20 protein-coding genes are annotated in these 18,661 nt (G+C 66.4%); 5 read left to right on the top strand and 15 right to left on the bottom strand.

Annotated elements, in window-relative coordinates; translation table 11 throughout:
- Positions 1–246 precede the first annotated feature (246 nt).
- On the bottom strand, positions 247–837 hold the full coding sequence (locus E8F12_RS03090) for a 2-hydroxychromene-2-carboxylate isomerase (protein ID WP_280323830.1): 591 nt from the start codon (positions 835–837) through the stop codon (positions 247–249).
- A gap of 57 nt (positions 838–894) precedes the next feature.
- Positions 895–1,635, bottom strand: coding sequence for an SDR family oxidoreductase (locus E8F12_RS03085; RefSeq protein ID WP_280323829.1), 741 nt, complete (start codon positions 1,633–1,635; stop codon positions 895–897).
- A gap of 89 nt (positions 1,636–1,724) precedes the next feature.
- On the opposite strand from E8F12_RS03085, the gene E8F12_RS03080 reads away from it, so the two are divergent.
- Complete coding sequence (locus E8F12_RS03080) at positions 1,725–2,300, top strand: TetR/AcrR family transcriptional regulator (protein WP_280323828.1); 576 nt, start codon at positions 1,725–1,727, stop codon at positions 2,298–2,300.
- Here E8F12_RS03080 and E8F12_RS03075 read toward each other — a convergent pair.
- Together E8F12_RS03075 and E8F12_RS03070 are read right to left on the bottom strand one after the other, a co-directional pair.
- Positions 2,289–3,209 carry a LysR family transcriptional regulator gene (locus E8F12_RS03075; RefSeq protein WP_280323827.1) on the bottom strand — a complete coding sequence of 307 codons (921 nt, stop codon included), beginning with the start codon at positions 3,207–3,209 and terminating at the stop codon, positions 2,289–2,291. The two genes, E8F12_RS03080 and E8F12_RS03075, sit on opposite strands and share 12 nt — an antisense overlap.
- Positions 3,210–3,269: 60 nt before the next feature.
- Complete coding sequence (locus E8F12_RS03070; RefSeq protein WP_280323826.1) at positions 3,270–4,184, bottom strand: DMT family transporter; 915 nt, start codon at positions 4,182–4,184, stop codon at positions 3,270–3,272.
- A gap of 144 nt (positions 4,185–4,328) precedes the next feature.
- On the opposite strand from E8F12_RS03070, the gene E8F12_RS03065 reads away from it, so the two are divergent.
- Entirely contained in the window at positions 4,329–5,252 is a 924-nt protein-coding gene (locus E8F12_RS03065; RefSeq protein ID WP_280323825.1) for an autotransporter domain-containing protein, read from the top strand.
- A gap of 135 nt (positions 5,253–5,387) precedes the next feature.
- On the opposite strand, the gene E8F12_RS03060 is transcribed toward E8F12_RS03065, so the two are convergent.
- Together E8F12_RS03060 and E8F12_RS03055 are read right to left on the bottom strand one after the other, a co-directional pair.
- Complete coding sequence (locus E8F12_RS03060; RefSeq protein ID WP_280323824.1) at positions 5,388–5,552, bottom strand: rubredoxin; 165 nt, start codon at positions 5,550–5,552, stop codon at positions 5,388–5,390.
- 96 nt (positions 5,553–5,648) lie between these two features.
- Entirely contained in the window at positions 5,649–6,722 is a 1,074-nt protein-coding gene (locus E8F12_RS03055) for a fatty acid desaturase (protein ID WP_280323823.1), read from the bottom strand.
- A gap of 100 nt (positions 6,723–6,822) precedes the next feature.
- Between E8F12_RS03055 and E8F12_RS03050 the strand changes: the two genes are divergently transcribed.
- Positions 6,823–7,830 (top strand): AraC family transcriptional regulator, encoded by a 1,008-nt coding sequence (locus tag E8F12_RS03050; RefSeq protein ID WP_280323822.1) that lies wholly within the window; start codon positions 6,823–6,825, stop codon positions 7,828–7,830.
- Positions 7,831–7,886: 56 nt separating this feature from the next.
- Here E8F12_RS03050 and E8F12_RS03045 read toward each other — a convergent pair whose 3' ends face one another.
- A complete protein-coding gene (locus tag E8F12_RS03045) occupies positions 7,887–8,579 on the bottom strand; it encodes a Crp/Fnr family transcriptional regulator (protein WP_280323841.1) in 693 nt (230 codons plus the stop codon).
- Between the two features lie 88 nt (positions 8,580–8,667).
- On the opposite strand from E8F12_RS03045, the gene E8F12_RS03040 reads away from it, so the two are divergent.
- Positions 8,668–9,192, top strand: coding sequence for an Mpo1-like protein (locus E8F12_RS03040; protein ID WP_280323821.1), 525 nt, complete (start codon positions 8,668–8,670; stop codon positions 9,190–9,192).
- 245 nt (positions 9,193–9,437) lie between these two features.
- Here the strand turns inward: E8F12_RS03040 and E8F12_RS03035 are convergent, their stop codons facing one another.
- Both E8F12_RS03035 and E8F12_RS03030 read right to left on the bottom strand, forming a co-directional pair.
- The gene (locus tag E8F12_RS03035) at positions 9,438–10,175 is read right to left on the bottom strand and encodes a hypothetical protein (RefSeq protein WP_280323819.1); all 738 of its coding nucleotides are present in this window, start codon (positions 10,173–10,175) and stop codon (positions 9,438–9,440) included.
- Between the two features lie 193 nt (positions 10,176–10,368).
- The gene (locus E8F12_RS03030; RefSeq protein WP_280323840.1) at positions 10,369–11,109 is read right to left on the bottom strand and encodes a sulfite exporter TauE/SafE family protein; all 741 of its coding nucleotides are present in this window, start codon (positions 11,107–11,109) and stop codon (positions 10,369–10,371) included.
- A gap of 111 nt (positions 11,110–11,220) precedes the next feature.
- Between E8F12_RS03030 and E8F12_RS03025 the strand changes: the two genes are divergently transcribed.
- Positions 11,221–11,910 (top strand): metalloregulator ArsR/SmtB family transcription factor, encoded by a 690-nt coding sequence (locus E8F12_RS03025; RefSeq protein ID WP_280323818.1) that lies wholly within the window; start codon positions 11,221–11,223, stop codon positions 11,908–11,910.
- A 134-nt stretch (positions 11,911–12,044) separates the two neighbouring features.
- On the opposite strand, the gene E8F12_RS03020 is transcribed toward E8F12_RS03025, so the two are convergent.
- The 6 genes from E8F12_RS03020 to dibA form a co-directional block, all read right to left on the bottom strand.
- Positions 12,045–13,034, bottom strand: coding sequence for a sulfate ABC transporter ATP-binding protein (locus E8F12_RS03020; RefSeq protein ID WP_280323817.1), 990 nt, complete (start codon positions 13,032–13,034; stop codon positions 12,045–12,047).
- A gap of 3 nt (positions 13,035–13,037) precedes the next feature.
- Positions 13,038–13,910, bottom strand: coding sequence for a sulfate ABC transporter permease subunit CysW (gene cysW, locus E8F12_RS03015; RefSeq protein ID WP_280323816.1), 873 nt, complete (start codon positions 13,908–13,910; stop codon positions 13,038–13,040).
- 10 nt (positions 13,911–13,920) lie between these two features.
- Entirely contained in the window at positions 13,921–14,739 is an 819-nt protein-coding gene (gene cysT / locus E8F12_RS03010; RefSeq protein ID WP_280290976.1) for a sulfate ABC transporter permease subunit CysT, read from the bottom strand.
- Between the two features lie 255 nt (positions 14,740–14,994).
- Positions 14,995–15,993: a sulfate ABC transporter substrate-binding protein gene (locus tag E8F12_RS03005; RefSeq protein ID WP_280323814.1), complete on the bottom strand. Its 999-nt coding sequence runs from the start codon at positions 15,991–15,993 to the stop codon at positions 14,995–14,997.
- A gap of 223 nt (positions 15,994–16,216) precedes the next feature.
- Positions 16,217–16,399 carry a sulfur starvation response protein OscA gene (gene oscA / locus E8F12_RS03000; RefSeq protein WP_280290974.1) on the bottom strand — a complete coding sequence of 61 codons (183 nt, stop codon included), beginning with the start codon at positions 16,397–16,399 and terminating at the stop codon, positions 16,217–16,219.
- 200 nt (positions 16,400–16,599) lie between these two features.
- Entirely contained in the window at positions 16,600–18,504 is a 1,905-nt protein-coding gene (dibA, locus tag E8F12_RS02995; protein ID WP_280323813.1) for a phosphodiesterase DibA, read from the bottom strand.
- Positions 18,505–18,661 lie beyond the last annotated feature (157 nt).

The following is an 18,661-nucleotide window of genomic DNA, read 5'->3' as shown; positions in this document are numbered from 1 at the left end:
GAGACCCGCTTCGGCGGGTCTCTTTTTGCCTGGAGGAAAGCAGGGAAAGCCGGCCCGTGCCGCGTTCGGATGAGGGATGCCTGGCCTCGCTCGGAAACCAGGGGCAGGACTTCGTCCTGCTTTGCGAATGAATTCGCCCCCCGCGGGAAATCAGCTCACAACACACCGCCGGCCTGCTGCACCTGCCGGGCGACCTAACGACCTGGCGGCGTTACTGGAGTCCTTGTCGAAGCTGGCCGCGGTGACCTAGGCCAGCGCCTCCGCCACGAAATCCAGCCGGTCCTGGCCGAAGAACATCTCGTTGCCGACAAAGAAGGTGGGGGCGCCGAACGCTCCGCGCTTCACCGCTTCCTCGGTGGCCGCCTTGAGGGCGTCCTTCACCTCCTGGTCGCTCGTCAGGGCGAGCAGCGCCTGTGGGTCGAAGCCAGCGGCATCCAGGGTGGCGGCCAGCACGGCCGGGTCGCCGAGGTTGCGCTTGTCCTGCCAGAACGCCTTGAATACCGACGCCAGATAGGCCTCGAAGCGTTCCGGCTGGCGCATCTGGATGCCGATGGCGCCGCGCATCAGGGTCAGGGTGTTGATGGGGAAATAAGGGTTGAACTCGAGCGGGACGCCATAGCGCCGGGCGAAGCGCTGGAAGTCGATCATGGTGTAGCGGCCCTTGGCGGGAATCTCGATGGGCGAGGCGTTGCCGGTGGCCTGGAACACACCGCCCAGCAGCATGGGGCGGTACTGCAACTGCGCGCCAGCCTTGGCGCAGAGGGCGGGCAGCTGGGTCCAGGCCAGGTAGGTGCTGGGGCTGCCGAAATCGAAGAAGAATTCGACTGTTTTGCTCATGGTTTTTTCTCTTCTGAACTAAAAAGTAATGCGGCCGCGCAGCCGGCCGGTGCACCCTTACCAGCGTTCCATCCAGGGGCGGAGGTCCAGCTCGAAGGTCCAGGCATCGCGCGGCTGGCTGTGCAGGTACCAGTAGTTCTCGGCGATGTGTTCGGGGGCGAGGATGCCGTCCTGGTCCTTCAGCGCATAGCGCTCCGGGAAGCTTTCGCGGATGAAGTCGGTGTCGATGGCGCCATCCACCACCACGTGGGCGACGTGGATGTTCCGCGGGCCCAGCTCGCGCGCCATGCTCTGCGCCAGGGCGCGGATGCCGTGCTTGGCCCCGGCAAAGGCGGCGAACCCGGCGGCGCCGCGCAGGCCGGCGGTGGCACCGGTGAAGAGAATGGTGCCGCGCTCGCGGGTGACCATGCGCCTTGCCACTGCCTGGCTGGTGAGGAAGCCGGAGAAGCAGGCCATCTCCCAGATCTTGAAGTACTTGCGCGCGGTCTCTTCAAGGATGCTGCAGGGCACGTTGGCGCCGATGTTGAAGACGAAGGCCTCGATCGGGCCGATATCCCGCTCGATGGATTCCACCAGTTCGGCCACTTCGTCCTCCTTGCGCGCATCCGAGGCGAAGCCGTGGGCCTCGAAGCCCTCGGCACGGATGGAGTCCACCAGGGGTTGCAGCTTGTCGGCGTGGCGCCGGGTCACGCAGGCCACGTAACCCTCGCGGGCGAATCGCCGGGCGATGGCGCCGCCCGTGGCGTCGCCGGCACCCACAACCAGCACGACTTTCTTGTTCTTCGCTTCGTTTGCCATGTTGTTCACCATTTACTAAACGATCGTTAGATGAACGGACGTTATGCTATGCTCGCCAACGCGTCAAGCCAGTTCTCGCGGAGGTCGTCGTGCGTTATTCAGCCACTCACAAGGAAGAAACCCGGCAGAAGCTGCTGGAAAGCAGCGGCGCCATCGCCAAGCGCGGCGGCTTTTCCAGCACCGGGGTCGACGGTCTGATGAAGGCCATCGGACTCACCGGCGGCGCTTTCTACAGCCACTTCCCATCGAAGAACGACCTCTTCACCGCCATCGTCCAGCGCGAGCTGTCGCAGAGCCTGATCGGCCACGTCGCCCGAGGCGACGGCTTCAGCCGCGACAAACTGGAGCGCTGCCTGGCGCGTTACCTCAGCATGGCCCATCTGCAGAACCCCGACACGGGCTGCGCCATCCCGGCGCTCGGCGCGGAGATCGCCCGTGCCGATATTTCGGTGCGCGAGGAAGCCGAGCACTGGATGCTGCAGCTGCAGCGGGCCTGGGCGGACATCCTCGAAGACGGCGAACTGGCCTGGGCGCTGCTGTCGCAGTGCGTGGGCGCGCTGGTGGTGGCGCGCATGCTCGCCCGCGAAGAAACCCAAGCCGAGGTACTGGACGCCAGCCGGGGGTTCTTGTCGCAGGTACTGGGCCAGCGCCTGTCAGAGAAGTGATTGCTCGGCGCAGACGCTGAGGATCTGCTCGCGCATCCAGATGTTCGCCGGGTCCTGGTCGAAGGGCTGCGCCCAGAGCATTTCCAGGGAGAAGCCCGGCAGGTTGGGCAGGGGGCTGGCGGCGGTGTGCGCATCGCCCAGCAGTTCATGCACCCGCGCCGGCAGCACCAGCAACAGGTCGCTGGCGGGTATCAGCCGCAGGGCCGCCAGGTAGTTGTTGGTGCGCGCGGCGATCTGCCGGGAGCGCCCCTGTTGCTGCAGCCAGCCGTCGATCATGTTGCGTTCCGAATCCCAGGGCGTGGGGAACACCTGGCGCCGCGCGCAGAAGGCATCCAGGTCCTCCACCGCCGCACTGCCGGCGGCACGCACGCACAGCAGGTCGTCCTTGAGCAGCGCCAGGCTGACCAGCCCTGGATGGGCGCGGTGCTGGTGCGGGCCGAAGCCCAGCGCCAGGTCCAGTTCTCCGTGCACCAGCGCCTCGGCGGGAATCTCCCGGGCCAGCCGCCGCACCTCCAGGCTCACCGGATAGCCCGCCTCGCTCAGCCGGCGCAGCAGCGGCGGCAGGATCAGCAGCTCGAAGTACTCGGGCGCGCAGAGGCGGAACGTACGCGGCGCCTGGCTGGGGTCGAAGGCGCTGGCCTCGCTGAAGCAGGCGTTCATCAGCTCCACCATGGCCCTGGCGTGGGGGCGCATGGCCAGGGCTTTGCGGGTGGGCTGCATACCGCTGCGGGTCGCGATGAACAATTCGTCGAGGAAACTGCCGCGCAGTTTCTTCAGGCTGTAGCTGACGCTGGAGGCGCTGAGGTTCAGCGCCTCCGCCACTTCGCCCAGGTGCTGGCGTTCGCAGATTTCGAGGAAGACCAGCAGGTCCTGGATATCAATCTTGCGCAGTCCGTTGGCGAGCAGCATGGCAGGGTTCCACTGGGCGGGAGCGCCATCAGAACCCGAGCCGGGCGGCATAGCAAGCACTCAGGCGGTGGCCGCGCGCACCGGGCTCAGGCGTGCCAGCCAGGCGATGCCGAGGATGATCAGCACGGCGCCGACCCAGGCTAGCGGCGCCGGTGCGCGGTGCAGCCAAAAGCTCTGCAGCAGCAGCGCGAACAGGCCGCTGAGGTAGCTGTAGGCGATGACCGTGGCCGGCGGCAGCCAGTGGATGGCCCGGTGCAGCAGCCAGAAGGTGGCCAGGGTGGCGGTCAGCGCCAGGTAGAGCAGCCAGCCGAAGTCGCGCGCGGCGATGCCCTGCAGGCCTTCCCAGCGTTGCCCCAGGGTGCAGGCGAGGGCCAGCAGCAGGCCGCCGGCCAGGAGGTTGCCGCAGGCCAGGGAAGCGGCACCGCGCGTTTCCCCGAGCCAGGGCTTGAAGCGCTGGCTGAGTGGGCCGTAGAGCGCCATGGCCAGGCAGCCGACGCCGTAGAGACCGTAGGCGTAGGCATCGAAGTTGGCGTTGTCGAGGCCGAGCAGAGCCAGGGCGCCGAGGGCGGCGATCAGCGTCGGCCACAGGCGTTGCAGCACCGGTTTGCCCAGCAGCAGGCGTTCGCCGCCCAGGGTCAGCAGAGGCACGCTCACATAGAGCAGCGCGGTATCCAGTGCCTTGGTGTGCTTCAGCGCCTCGAACAGGCTGCCGAAGTAGAGCGCCAGCAGGCCGCCCAGCAAGGCATGGGCGATCAGCGCCCGGCCGCCCAGGTGCTGGGGCCGGCGCAGTAGCAGGAAGGGCAGGAACAGGCTACCTGATAGCAGCAGGCGCACGGCGGTCAGCGGCAGCGCGTCCAGGCCCGGGTTGACCTCGGCGGCAGCGAAGAAGGACAGCGCCACCAGCAGGGCCCAGAGCAGCATCGAGGCGTGGGCCGTGAAGGTGGGGGACAATGCCGGGGATCGGGTCTGGCGCATGGTGCAGCTCCTTCTGTGTGCAGGTGGCCATTGCGCCAGCGCCGTGCAATCCGGGCAAATCAGAAAACCCTGGGTGCATTCGGGAAATTGAATTGCCCGGCTTCGGACTAGAGTTATCCACATTCCCCGTTACGAGGATTCACCATGGGTCTCGACCTTTCGCCGCGTCTCGCGCTGGCCGGCCTCTGCGGCCTGCTGGCGGCCACCCCGGCCCTGGGCGACTCCCTCGCCGCCGCCAGCCGAGCCACGTTGCTGGAAGACAGCCACTTCCTCCGCGACGCCGCGTCCGAACGCATCCAGCAGGTGCGCTTCTCCTTCCGTGAGCCGCCCCTGGAGGAAGGCCAGACGCCCGCCTGGGTTCGCGCCTTTGGCAGCCACGGCTCGGTGGACGCCGATCACCGGGCGCCGCGCCGGGAGCGGGATGTCGGCGGACTGCTGCTGGGCAGCGAACGCAAGCTGGGCAACTGGCTGGCCGGTGTCCTGGCCGGCTACTCGGCGACGTCGGTGGAGGTGCAAGGCGCGGATGCGGATATCCACAGCCTGCACCTGGGCGCCTATGCCGGTACCAAGATCTACAACCAGATCGGCATGAAGCTGGGCGCGGCCTGGAGCGGCCATGACGCGGACGGCCGCGCCGCCGATGCCGATAGCGGCCAGCTGTTCGGCGAACTCAGCTATTCCCTGGATTTCCGCGACTTCAGCGTCGAGGGCTTCGGAGAACTGGCCTATGTACGGCTGGACAGCGATGCGGCCGGCACCATCGGCAGCCAGCGCGACGAGATCGGCTACAGCACCTTCGGCCTGCGCGGCACCACGCGTATCGAACTGGACTCGGGGCGGCGCCTGACCGCGCGCCTCAGCTCAGGTTGGCGTCATGCTTTCAGCGACAGCCGGCTGGAGGACGAGAGCGGTGCCGCCGTGCCGCTGACCGAGGACGCCATCCGCCTGGACATGGGCCTGGACTATCAGCTCACTGAGCAGGCCTACGCCGGGCTCTTCTACAACGGCGCCTACGCCGAGGATGCGCGGGACAATGGCCTGACGGCACGGATGAGCTTGCGGTTCTGAAGGGAAAACGAATGTAGGTTGGCGCAGAGCGGAGCGAAGCCCAACAGGCTGCGGCACGGATCGTTGGGCTTCGCTTAGCTCAGCCCAACCTACGGAATGGCGTTCCTACAGGAAGGCGAGGTACCTGGGGTAGTCTCAGCTCTCCCGCATATCGAAGTCGCTCTTGCCGACGCCGCAGTCCGGGCAGATCCAGTCGTCCGGTACATCGGCCCAGCGGGTGCCGGCCGGTATGCCTTCGTCGGGCCAGCCCTTGGTTTCGTCGTAGATCAGGCCGCAGACCACACAGATCCAGGTTTTCATGCCGCTACCTCTTGTTTGCAGCTTTGCTCGGGGAAGGCGCGCGCCCGGGGGCGCGCGTTGTCGCGATCATAGGGGCGGCCGTGCGCCGTCCGGGCCCTAACCAAGGGTGGGTTGGGTGCGTTGCGCGGTTTCCTGCTCCTTCGGATGCCAGCGGTTGGCGCGGGCGAAGGTGCCGAAGTCGTTGAAGCGCACGCCCATCTCGCGCATCACCCGGTGCGCCACCGGAGCGGTCATCTGGCGGATGTAGAAGGGCTCCTTGACCACGAAATGGTGGATGGCGTGGGTGCTGCCGAAGTTGAAGCAGAAGGCCTGCAGCGGCCACAGCCACCTGGGGTTGAGCACCTGAGTCTGCTGGATCACGTTGCCCGGCTCGAGGTCGCCGTAGTAGTGCATGTTGGAGCTGACGAAGTGCAGGCAGAAGGTGCGCAGCACATTGGGGCCCACCAGCACGACGACGGCGATGTTGACGATCTGCATCGCCTCCAGGGTGCCGGCCGACCAGGCAATGGGGGCGCCCAGGCCCGAGGCCAGCGCGTCGATGGCGTGGAAGCCGAGGAAGACGTACCAGGTGCCCCAGTTCAGCAGCGCCAGCGGTGCGTAGACCTTGAGCGTGCGCGCCAGGATGCTGCGTTTTTGCGCCCAGGTTGTTGCCCGGCCCATGCGGATCAGCGATGACATCACGTTGTCGCCCACCATCAACAGACGCGCCAGACCCCAGGGCTCGCCATTGGTGATGGCGCGTTCTTCCATATCGGCCTCCGAGCCAGACACCTTGTGGTGGTTGAGGTGCAGGTGGCGACGGATCCAGGGGTTGATGGTGCTCGGCCGCGCCAGCCAGACCAGCGTCATCATCAGGTTGTGCGGCACCCGGCGCTTGCGGAAGTACATGCTGTGGATCAGGTCGTGCTCCAGCTCGTGGGTCAGCGAGGCGAAGAAGGCGTTGAGCAGCAGGCAGACCCACCAGGCGATCTGCTCGTTCAGGTAGAGCAGGGCTGAGCCGAGCATGCCGGCCAGGGCGAAGGCGAGGATGCCGGCGCCCAGGGCGTCTTGGTGGCGGAGCAGCGGGTAGCGCTGGCGCAGCTCATTGCCATGGGCCATCACCACTTCACGAATATGCGCTGATCGTTGTTGGTCATTCAGTGTCTGGGGGCTTGCGGGCGTACGGGACATGCTTCCATCCTCTTGTCGACGATGGTCCTACTTTGCCGCCGCAGGCCGGGACTGCGCCCGACCGAGCACGCCAACCTGTTGACCGGATACGCCAACCTGCATGAGCGAACCCACCACCCTCGCCAGCTGGACCCGCGCCCTGCGAAAGCAGTTGGATGCGCTCGGCCTCGACAGCGCCGACCTGTGCCGCCAGGCCCAGCTGGACCCGGCGCTGATGGACGACCCCAACGCGCGCTACCCGCTGTCCGCCACCACCCGTCTCTGGCAACTGGCGGTGGAAGCCAGCGGCGATCCGGCCCTGGGCCTGAAGATCTCCACCTACGTCAGCCCCACCACCTTCCATGCCCTGGGCTACGCGCTGGTGGCCAGCGCCAGCCTGCGGGAAGTCTTCGAGCGCATCGTGCGTTACCACCAGGTGGTCAGCGATGCGCTGGAGCTGGAATTGAGCCGCCAGGGCGACCGCTATCTGTTCCGCCTGCGCGTGCCCGGCGACGGCCCAGAGCCCGCCCCCGAGGCGCTGGATGCCTTCGCCGCGATCTACGTGCGCACCTGCCGCAATCGCCTGGGCCGCGATTACGCGCCGCTGGCCGTGCACCTGCGTCGCCCGCGGCCGGCGGACCCGCAGCCCTGGCACCAGGTGTTCCGTGCGCCGCTCAGCTTTGGCGCTGAAGAGAATCTGCTGGAGTTCGCCGTCGAGGATTTCGAGCGGCCGCTGGAGGACGCCAACCCGGAGCTGGCCGAGCACAACGAGACGGTGCTCAAGCGCACCCTGGAGCAACTCCAGCAACCCACCTGGGCGCGCAAGGTGCGTGCCTGTCTGGAGGCCCAGCTGCCCAATGGCGAACCTTCCGCCGAGCGTATCGCCCAGTCGCTGCACCTCAGCCTGCGCAGCCTGCAACGGCATCTGGCGGACGAGGGCTGCAGCTACGAGCAGCTGCTCGGCGACACCCGCCAGGCATTGGCCCTGGTGCATATGCGCGACCCGCGCTGCTCCATCAGCGAGATTGCCTACCTGCTCGGCTTCGCCGACACCAGCAGCTTCAGCCGCGCCTTCAAGCGCTGGACGGGGCAGAGCCCGAGCCAGTATCGGGAAAGCCTTCCCCGGTAGGGTGCGCCGTGCGCGCCGAGACCCCCGCGCGAAATCCCAGGTGCGCATGACGCCCCCTAGGGTTTGCCACCGGCGGCGCGCTTGAGGCATTCGACGTCGAGAATCTCGATTTCGCCATAGGTCAGGCGCAGGGCGCCCTGGGCTTCGAGGTCCTTGAGGATCTGGTTGGCGGTCTGCCGCGAGAGCGCCAGCATCATCGCCAGCTGTTCCTGCGCCAGCTGGATCACCCGTCGCCGGCCGGCCAGGCCACCATAGCCCTCGGTGATCATCAAGAGCCGCCGTGCCAGACGCTGGGGCGCCGGCAAGAGGCTCATCTCCTCCAGAGCGATGAAGGCCAGGCGCAGCTTCTGACTCATCAGCAGGGCGAAGTCGCGCCAGTGTTCCGGCTGCCGTTTCAGCAGGGCCAGCAGCGGTGCCTGAGGCAGGTTGAGCAGGGTCACCTGGCCTTCGGCGAAGGCGTCATGGGTGCGTGGTTGGCCGTCGAACAGGGATATCTCGCCGAACCAGTGGGGCGGTTCCACCAACACCAGCAGCAGTTCCTTGCCGCTTTCGCTGATGCTGCCGACGCGCACCGCGCCTTCCAGCACCGCATAGAGCCCGCAGGGCGGGTCGCCGCGGCGGAAAAGCCGTTGCCCTGGCGCCAGCCGGCGCAACTGGGCCATGGCCAGGAGTTCGTCCTGCAGGGCGGCGGACAGCTGGCTGAACCATTCGCCGGTGAGCAGGAGGTCGCGGTGGTGCTTCAATTCGATCATGGGCTTTGTCGGCTATCTGACAGAGATGGACCGGGGCATGGCGCCATTATCGCCACAATTGCCCCCTGACCTGAGGACCACGACCATGAAAACCCTCGTCGATCAACTTGGCCAGTACGCCGAGTACCATCGCGACCGGCGCAATATCGCCACCCACTTCGTCGGCATCCCGCTGATCGTGGTCGCCGTCGCCGTGCTGCTGTCGCGCCCGGGCTTCGAAGCCTTCGGCCTCTGGTTGTCGCCAGCTGCCCTGGTATCGCTGGTTTCGGCGCTCTACTACTTCCGTCTCGACCTGCGCTTCGGCCTGGTGATGGCGGTGCTGCTCTGGCTGAGCCTCTGGGTGGGCGCCGCGCTGGCCGTGCAGGGTACCGCCACCTGGCTCGGCGTGGGCCTGGGCATGTTCCTGGTGGGCTGGGTGATCCAGTTCGTCGGCCACTACTACGAGGGCCGCAAGCCGGCCTTCGTCGATGACCTGACCGGGCTGATCATCGGGCCGCTCTTCGTGGTGGCCGAACTGGCCTTCATGCTGGGTCTGCGCAAGGAGGTGGAGCGCGCGGTGGAAGAGCGCGCGGGACCGACCTGCATCCGGGAGAAGAAGGCGGCGGTGTGATGGCCTTGCGCAGTGCGCACGGCTTGCTTTTGTAGGTTGGCGCTGAGCGAAGCGGAACACTGCCCAACGGCGGCGCTCGGATCGTTGGGCTTCGCGGAGCTCAGCCCAACCTACGGATTTGAATGCGTCCGGAAACTCGGAGCTGTGCGGAGTCGAGGATTCGATCTCGGCAGTGATTGGCTCCCCTCTTCCTTTCAGCGAGAGGGGCTGGGGGGGAGGGATGTTTCCACCCCTGCGGTCTCCCCCTACCTGCCCAATGCCAGCAACTGCCCACTCATGGACCGCGCATGGCGGTCCACCACCATGGGTGCGTAGGGCCGGCCGGAGGCGCTGACCAGGGCGTTGCTCTGGCTGTTCAGGTCGCTCAGCGCCGACTTCAGGAAGCTCCAGCGGGTCTTCAGCTTGGCCACCGCCGGGTCTGCCTTTTCGTCCAGCGGCGCCAGTTGCTGGTCTATATCCGGCAGCAGGCCGCGTTCGTCCTGGCCAATGTAGGTGTCGCCATTCTCCCGGGCGATTTCGAAGGTGCCGATGTAGGAGCGGCTCAGGTACTGCACGTTGAGGTACTCGACCTTGGCCGGCAGTCCCTCGGTGCCGGCCTGGGTGCGGGCGGCGATGAGGAAGTCGCGCAGGGCCTTGGCGAGTTCCTGGGGGTAGCGCCAGGGCACGTCTTCTTCCTTGTGGCCGAAGGAAACACCGCGCTCGAGCTCGGTAACAAGGGTCTCGCGAGCCTTGGCCAGGGCCTCGCCGGGCTCTGCGACGCGTCCGAACGCCGCGTTCAGCGCATTGAGGTCCGCTGCCAGGCGCGCCGAATGGGTTTCCTGGAAACCTTCGCCACGGAACAGCAGCAGGCTGCTGGTGGCGCGGCAGGCATGCACCTGCACCAGTTCCAGGGGCGGGAGTTCGTCGGCGGCCACTGGGGCGAAACTGGCTGCCAGGCTGATCAGCAGGCTCAATAGTTGGAAAAACAGGATCTTGCGAACCATGTCGGTGCTCCTTTTGTTGTTCTTGTGAGGAGTCGATATTGGCGTCAATACGCCGTCAAGGGTGCTTGAACAGCCTACTGAGCAGGGGCCGCCAGGCTATAACCCGAAAGAGTGATTTGCTGGGGGCGGGGCGAATTTTTCAGGCGCCGGCCACGAGATTGCGCAGCGCCTCGGCGCTGGCGGCGCCCTCGATTCAGAACAGGCCACGCAGGGCCAGGTCGCTGCCGAGCAGCAGCAGGCCGATGAAGAACCAGCGGCGAAAGCGTTCGGCGCTGATGCGCTTGCGCAGCCACTGGCCGCTGGCCATGCCCAGCAGTGCCGGCAACAGGGCCAGCAGGGAGGCGCCGAGCACCGCCGGTTGCAGCAGCTCGCCGCTGTGCCCGAGGCTCACCGCCAGGGCAATGGTGGAGGCGCTGAAGGACAGCCCCAGGGCCTGCACCAGTTCGTCCTTCTCCAGGCCGATGGCCTGCAGGTAGGGCACCGCGGGGATCACGAAGACCCCGGTCAGCGCCGTCAGGGCGCCAGTCGCCGCACCTATCACCGGGCCCAGCCAGCCTTCGTTGGCCGGGGTCACGCTGAAACGCACCGAAGCCAGCCCGAGCAGGGCGTAGGCCACCAGGGCGATGCCGAGGATGGAGGTGGCTTCGGGCAGCTCGGCGGCATTCACCAGCCAGGCCATGGCCCAGGTGCCGACGCAGATGCCGGCGAGCATCGGCCCGAGCCGCCGCAGCATCGCCAGCGGGCTGCTGCCGGCGGCCAGCTGCCAGATATTGGTGACCATGGACGGCACGATGAGCAGGGCGGCCGCCTGCATCGGCGGCATCACCAGGCCCAGCAGGCCGACGGAAATGGTCGGCAGGCCGAGGCCGACCACGCCCTTCACGGTGCCGGCGAGTAGGAAGGTGGCAGCAATCAGGGGCAGATAGGCAATCAGTTGTTCGGCCACGGTTTCACTCCTTGTGTCGATTGCGCGCACTGGCGCGCCGGTGGATTCGTGGCCAGTATCTCCGCCGGATGACCGACATGTTTCGCGATGGGGTGAAGTATGGAATACACACCGGGTATCAGTTCAATGGCGGCGTTGCTCGCCGATGCCGGGCGGATGTCGATGATCTGGGCGCTGATGGATGGCAGCGCGCGGCCGGCCGGGGAGCTGGCGCTGCTGGCGGGGCTGTCGCCTTCGTCCACCAGCGCGCACCTGGCCAAGCTGGTGGAAGGCGGCCTGCTGGCGCTGGAAACCCGCGGCCGCAACCGCTACTACCGCCTGGCCGGGCCCGAGATCGGCCAGGCCGTGGAAGCCCTGGCCAGCGCCGCGTTGGCCGCCCAGCCGCGCAAGTTGCGGCCGGTGCCGGTGTCCCGTGGCACGCCGCTGGCACTGCGCGAGGCGCGCACCTGCTACGACCATATGGCCGGGGAGCTGGCGGTTGGCGTCTATGCGCGCATGGCCGATGCCGGCTGGCTGGCGCCCCAGGGCAACGACCTGGCCATCACCGAGTCTGGCGCGCGGGGCCTGGCGGCACTGGGCATCGATGTCGCCAACCTGCGCCGCAAGCGCCGCCAGCTGGTCTGCGCCTGCCCCGACTGGAGCGAGCGCAAGCCGCACCTGGGTGGCGCGCTGGGCGCGGCGGTGCTGGAGCTGTGCGAGCAGGCGGGCTGGTTGCGCCGCTCGAAGGAGTCGCGGGCGTTGCATGTGTCGCCGGCGGGGCGCAAGGCGATCGGGGAGATCGCCCTGTAGGTTGGTGCGGGCGGCGTGGGTCAAGGCGGAGCGAAGCGGAACGCCGTCCAGCCCAACATCAGGGCGCGAATCGTTGGGCTTCGCTGAGCTCAGCCCAACCTACGGATTGGCTCCGCTCCCACCCCGGCGCGGAATCAGAACCCCGCCGCCTGCTGCCAGGCCTTGGGCTTGAAGTACAGGGTTTCGCCGCGCACCAGGCCCACCAGGCTGTCGTGGTCCTTCACCACTTCGGCCTCGATCAGCTCGTCCTGGCCGTCGACCTTGAGAGTGACCCGGGTGATCGCGCCCAGGGGGCGGATATCGCGGACTTCGGCGGCGCGGTGCTCGGCCACTTCCTGGCGCGACAGCGAGACTTCGTGGGGACGGAACAGCAGGTGCTGGTCGTCGCCCAGATGCAGGCGATTGGAGTCGCCGAGGAAGTGGTAGACGAAATCGCTCGCCGGGTTCTCGTAGACCTCGCCCGGCGCGCCGATCTGCTCGATCACGCCCTTGTTCATCACCACGATGCGGTCGGCCACTTCCATGGCTTCTTCCTGGTCGTGGGTGACGAATACCGAGGTCAGATTGATCTCCTCATGCAGGCGCGCCAGCCAGCGGCGCAGCTCCTTGCGCACCTTGGCATCGAGGGCGCCGAAGGGTTCGTCGAGCAGCAGGATCTTCGGCTCCACCGCCAGGGCGCGGGCCAAGGCGATGCGCTGGCGCTGGCCGCCGGAAAGTTGTTCCGGGTAGCGGTCGGCGAGCCAGTCCAGCTGCACCATGTTCAGCAGCTCGTGGACCTTCTCGGCGATCTGCTTCTCGGCCGGGCGCTCGCGCTTGGGCTTCATGCGCAGGCCGAAGGCGACGTTGTCGAACACCGTCATGTGGCGGAACAGGGCGTAGTGCTGGAACACGAAGCCGACGTTGCGATCGCGCACATCGTGCTGGGAGACGTCTTCGCCGTGGAAGACGATGCTGCCGGCATCCGGGGTCTCCAGGCCGGCGATGATCCGCAGCAGGGTGGTCTTGCCGCAGCCGGAGGGCCCGAGCAGTGCCACCAGCTCGCCGCTGTGGATATCCAGGTTGATCTCGTTGAGCGCCTTGAAGGCGTTGAAGTTCTTGCTGACGTTACGGATTTCGATGCTCATGACTTATTCCTCATCAGCACTGGATTTCAGGCGGGAAAGACGCGACTCGCTCCACTGCTTGAGCAGCAGGATGCACAGCGCCAGGATCAGCAGCAGGCTGGCGACGCTGAATGCGGCGACGTGGTTGTACTCGTTGTAGAGGATCTCGACGTGCAGCGGCAGGGTGTTGGTAACGCCGCGGATGTGCCCGGACACCACCGACACCGCGCCGAACTCGCCCATCGCCCGCGCGGTGCAGAGCACCACGCCGTAGATCAGGCCCCATTTGATGTTCGGCAGGGTCACGTGCCAGAACATCTGCCAGCCGTTGGCACCGAGCAGGCGCGCGGCTTCTTCTTCCTGGGTGCCCTGTTCCTGCATCAGCGGGATCAGTTCGCGGGCGACGAAGGGGAAGGTGACGAAGATGGTCGCCAGGACGATGCCGGGCACGGCGAAGACGATCTGGATATCGCGGTCCTGCAGCCAGGTGCCGAAATAACCCTGGGCGCCGAACAGCAGCACGTAGACCAGGCCGGCGATCACCGGCGAGACCGAGAACGGCAGGTCGATCATGGTCACCAGCAGGCTCTTGCCACGGAACTCGTACTTGCTCACGCACCAGGCGGCGGCGACGCCGAACACCAGGTTGAGCGGCACCGAGATGAACACGGCGATCAGGGTCAGCTTCAGCGCGGAGAGCGCGTCTGGTTCGAAGATGGCGGTGAAGAAGGTGCCCAGGCCCTGCTTCAATGCCTCGCTCAGCACCACCAGCAGCGGCAGCAGGAGGAACAGGGCAAAGGCCAGCCAGGCGCCGGCGATCAGCAGGCGGCGGCCCCAGGCATTGCCGCGGCGGGCGGCGTTGGCGGAGGACGCGGTGGTCAGCGTTGCGGAACTCATGGCGTTCTCCTCAAGGGGTCTCGATGCGGCGCTGCAGCAGGTTGATCAGGAGCAGCAGGACGAAGGCCACCACCAGCATCAGCACGCCGATGGCGGTGGCGCCGGTGTAATCGTACTGGTCCAGCTTGACCATGATCAGCAGCGGCAGGATCTCGGTCTTCATCGGCATGTTGCCGGCGATGAAGATCACCGAGCCGTATTCGCCCACGCCGCGGGCGAAGGCCAGGGCGAAGCCGGTCAGCCAGGCCGGCAGCAGGGCCGGCAGCAGCACATGGCGGAACACCTGGCCGGGCTTGGCGCCGAGGCAGGCGGCGGCTTCCTCCACCTCGCGGGGGATGTCGGCCAGCACCGGCTGCACCGTGCGCACCACGAAGGGCAGGGTGACGAAGGTCAGCGCCAGGGTGATGCCGAGCGGGGTGTAGGCGATCTTGAAACCGAGGTCGGTGGCGAACTGGCCCACCAGGCCGGCCGGCGCATAGAGGGCGGTGAGGGCGATACCGGCCACGGCCGTCGGCAGGGCGAAGGGCAGGTCGACCATGGCGTCGATCACCTTGCGGCCGAAGAAGTCGTAGCGCACCAGCACCCAGGCCAGCAATGTGCCGATGATGCCGTTGAGCACGGCGGCGGCCAGGGCGGTGCCGAAGCTGAGCTTGAGGGCGGCGAGTACGCGGGGGGCGCTGATGATGGTCCAGAACTGGTCCCAGGTCAGTTCGGTGGTCTTGAGGAACAGGGCACCGAGGGGAATCAGGACCAGCAGGCTGAGATACACCAGGGTGTATCCCAGGGTCAGCCCGAAGCCGGGTATGACCGGTGAGATGCGTCGCGACATGTTCTGTCCTTACTCTGCGTTGGAACGCTTGGTTTTTCCGGAGCCGGCCCCGTCGAGCCGCTTCCAGCAAACAGGCCCGATCCGTGGATCAGGCCTGGTTTTCGCTCCTTCCATGGAGCTCCGTCGATGGGTGGAGACCCATCAGGCTGTAGGGTGGAAGTCGCTTTTTACTTCCACCAGCGGCACCCGCGTGGAGGCCGATGGTGGATCGGTGAAGTGTGATCCACCCTACTTGCTACGGTTTCGCCTCGGCGATCATTGCGCCTCGTAGATCTGGTCGAAGATGCCGCCGTCGTTGAAGAACTTGGGTTGCGCTTCCTTCCAGCCGTTGAAGTCCTTGTCCACGGTCACCAGGTCGAGTTTCGGGAACTGCTTGGCGAACTCGGCCGCGACCTTCTCGTTACGCGGACGGTAGAAGTTCTTCGCCGCGATGCGCTGGCCTTCCTCGCTGTACAGATACTGCAGGTAAGCTTCGGCGACCTTGCGGGTGCCCTTCTTGTCGACGTTCTTGTCCACCACCGAGACCGGCGGCTCGGCCAGGATGGACAGGCTCGGCGCGATGATCTCGAAGTTCTCGCCGCCCTGTTCCTTCAGGGCCAGGAAGGCCTCGTTCTCCCAGGCCAGCAGCACGTCGCCGATCTGGTTGTTGACGAAGGTGATGGTCGAGCCGCGGGCGCCGGTATCCAGCACCGGTACGTGCTTGTACAGCTCCTTCACGTAATCCTGGGCCTTGGCGTCGCTGCCGTACTGCTTCTTGGCCCAGGCCCAGGCGGCCAGGAAGTTCCAGCGGGCGCCGCCGGAGGTTTTCGGGTTCGGAGTGATGACTTCAACGCCTTGCTTGGTCAGGTCGCCCCAGTCCTTGATGCCCTTGGGGTTGCCCTTGCGTACCAGGAACACGATGGTCGAGGTGTAGGGGGTGCTGTTCTGCGGCAGACGCGCTTGCCAGTCGGCCGGGATCAGCTTGCCGAGCTTTTGCAGCTCATCGATATCGCCGGCCAGCGCCAGGGTCACCACGTCGGCCTTCAGGCCGTCGATCACGGCACGGGCCTGCTTGCCGGAGCCGCCGTGGGACTGCTGGATCTTCACATCGTCGCCACCTTCGGCCTTCCAGTGCTTGGCGAAGGCGGCGTTGTATTCCTGGTAGAGCTCACGGGTCGGGTCGTAGGACACGTTGAGCAGTTCGGTGGCGGCTGCGGCCGGGCCGGCGATCAGGGCGCTGGCAAGGGCGGCGAGGGCGAAACGGCGAATCGACATCATCAAGCTCCTGGAATCTGAATTTTTGGTGTTGGCTAGGGCTGTAGTTCTGTTCGTCGATACGCCCTCCGGCTGTCCGGTCGGGCCTTAAGCCTGCTGCGCGTCGGTCAGGCTGCGTTGAAAAGCGCCTCGGGATGCTCATTTACAGTCGTAAACTCCGCTCCCTCGTCCCTTTTCGCCTTGCCTGCCTCTAGCTCGCGAGGCTTAAACGGAAATCAGTGAATCAGCTGTTGCGGTTGCTCGGCGGCTGCAGGCGGAATTTCTCCTTGCGCTCGATCTGCACCACCTGGCCGTTGTGCACAGTGATCTCCACCGAGCCGAATCGCAGGCCGTGCAAGGCGCTCTGGATCTCACGCAGGATGCTGGCTTCGTCCTGGCCTTCCAGGCTACGGAGGGTTGCGCTCATGGTCGTGCTCCTTGATGAGGGCCCGCGGCAATGGACGGGAGGGTTTCCGCGTGGCATGGAGCGCATCTTAAGCAGGGCGACAATATTCTTAAAAATACTATTTAAGAATTTTTATATAACCAAATTTAGCTTTGCGGGGAGGCAGGCAGCGCGCCGCAGGGAACGTCCAGCGTCCTGTGGGCCCTGGCTTCCAGCGGGATTCAGGCCAGTGACCAGCGCTGTTCCACTTCTGCTGCTGGCAGTGGGCGGCTGAACAGGTAGCCTTGGCCATAGTCGCAGCCCAGCTCGCGAAGGAAGTCGGCCTGGGCCTCTGCCTCAATGCCTTCGGCCAGCACGCTGAGGCCGAGGCTGCGGCCCAGGGCGGTGACGGCGCGGGCGATGGCGATGTCGTTCTGGTCGGCCGGCAGGCCACGGACGAAGCTCTGGTCGATCTTCAACTTGTGCACCGGCAGGCGCTTGAGGCGCTGCAGCGACGAGTAGCCAGTGCCGAAGTCGTCGATGGCCAGGCGTACGCCCAACTCCCGCAGCCGGCCGAGCAGCGCCTCGGCGGTGTCCGGGTCCTCCATCACCGCGCTTTCGGTGATCTCCAGCTCCAGGTACCTGGGCGCCAGTCCGGTGGCGGCCAGGACGCCGGCCACTTCGTCGTACAGCTCGGCGCGGCGGAACAGCCGGCAGGACAGGTTGACCGCCACGAAGGCCAGGCCGCGATCCTCCTCCTGCCAGCGCTGCATCTGCCGGCAGGCCTGCGCCAGGACCCAGGCGTCGATATTGCCGATCAGCCCGCTTTCCTCGGCAACCGGCAGGAACTCGCCCGGCGGCACCAGGCCGCGCTCAGGGTGCTCCCAGCGCACCAGGGCTTCGAAGCCGATCAGCTGGCCGTCCGCCAGGCGGTGGATGGGCTGGTAGTGCACGCGCAGCTGGTCCTGCTCCTGGGCGCGGCGCAGGGCGCTGACCAGCTGGACGCGCTGGCGCGCCTGCTCGGTCAGTTTCTGGCTGTAGAAGGCGTAGGCGTCGCGGCCGCTGTTCTTGGCCTTGAACAGCGCCGAGTCGGCATTGCGCAGCACCTGCTCGACGCTCTCGGCGTCCGCGGGGAACAGGGCGATGCCGAGGCTCGCGCTGATGAACAGGTCGTGCCCCTCCAGGCGGAAGGGCTTGGCCAGCTCCATGCGGATGCGTTCGGCCAGGTCCGCTATCTGCTCGGCCTGGGGGCAGTTTTCCCAGAGCAGGCCGAACTCGTCGCCGCCCAGGCGCGCCAGGGTCATGCCGCCTTCCACCAGTCCTTGCAGTCGCGCGCCGACCCTCTTCAGCAGCCGGTCGCCCTGGGAGTGGCCGAGGCTTTCGTTGATGTGCTGGAAGTGGTCCAGGTCCAGAAGCAGCAGGGCGCCGCCCAGCTTCTCGCGGCGCGCGCGTTCCAGCACATGCTCGACGCGTTCGGTGAAGAGCAGGCGATTGGGCAGGTTGGTCAGCGGGTCGTGGTGGGCGAGGAAGTCCAGCTCGTGCTGGGAGCGCTTGATCGCGCTGATATCGGAGAACACCGCCACGTAGTGGGTGAGCTGGCCGTCGTCGTCATGGATAGCGCGGAGGTTTTGCCAGAGCGGGTAGATCTCGCCGTTCTTGCGCCGGTTCCACACCTCGCCGCTCCATTCCCGGCGGTTTTCCAGGGCATGCCACATGGCCTGGTAGAAGGCCGGGGCGTGGCGGCCGGAGCTGAAAATGCGCGGGTTCCGGCCCAGCACCTCGGCCTCCTCGAAGCCGGTGATGCGGGCGAAGGCGCGGTTGACGTGGACGATGTCGCTCCGCGCGTCGGTGACCAGCACGCCTTCCTGAGTCGCGTCGAATACCGCAGCGGCCTGACGCAGGCTGCTTTCGTGGGCGCGGCGAGCGTCCAGGTACTGCTTCAGATGGCGCAGGTGCAGGCACAGCAGGGCGTAGAGCAGCAGGCTGGTAACCACGACGAAGAGCAGGCCCTTGGCGGTCTGCAACTCGGCCAGCAGCTCGGCATCGCCCACCAGCTTCACGAGCAGGCGGTCGCTGAACATCACCCAGAGACTGGCGAGGATGAAATAAGGCAGCACCAGCTTCATGGCGCTGAACTTCTGACGCATGGTTTGCCGTCCTGGCTGGGGGAAAGGCGGGGCGCCTAGTATAAATCAACGCGCTTTGGCGGGTTTTCTATCTAAAAGACTGGATGGTTTTCTCCTGAGGCTTTGTGATAATCCGAGCCAGGCTTTTCTCTAGAGCCCCGTTCACTTCACCCGAGGC

Origin of the sequence: Pseudomonas sp. BN102 (assembly GCF_029871245.1) — a bacterium.
In the GTDB taxonomy this organism is placed as follows: domain Bacteria; phylum Pseudomonadota; class Gammaproteobacteria; order Pseudomonadales; family Pseudomonadaceae; genus Metapseudomonas.
This window is presented reverse-complemented; position numbering and strand designations above follow the sequence as displayed.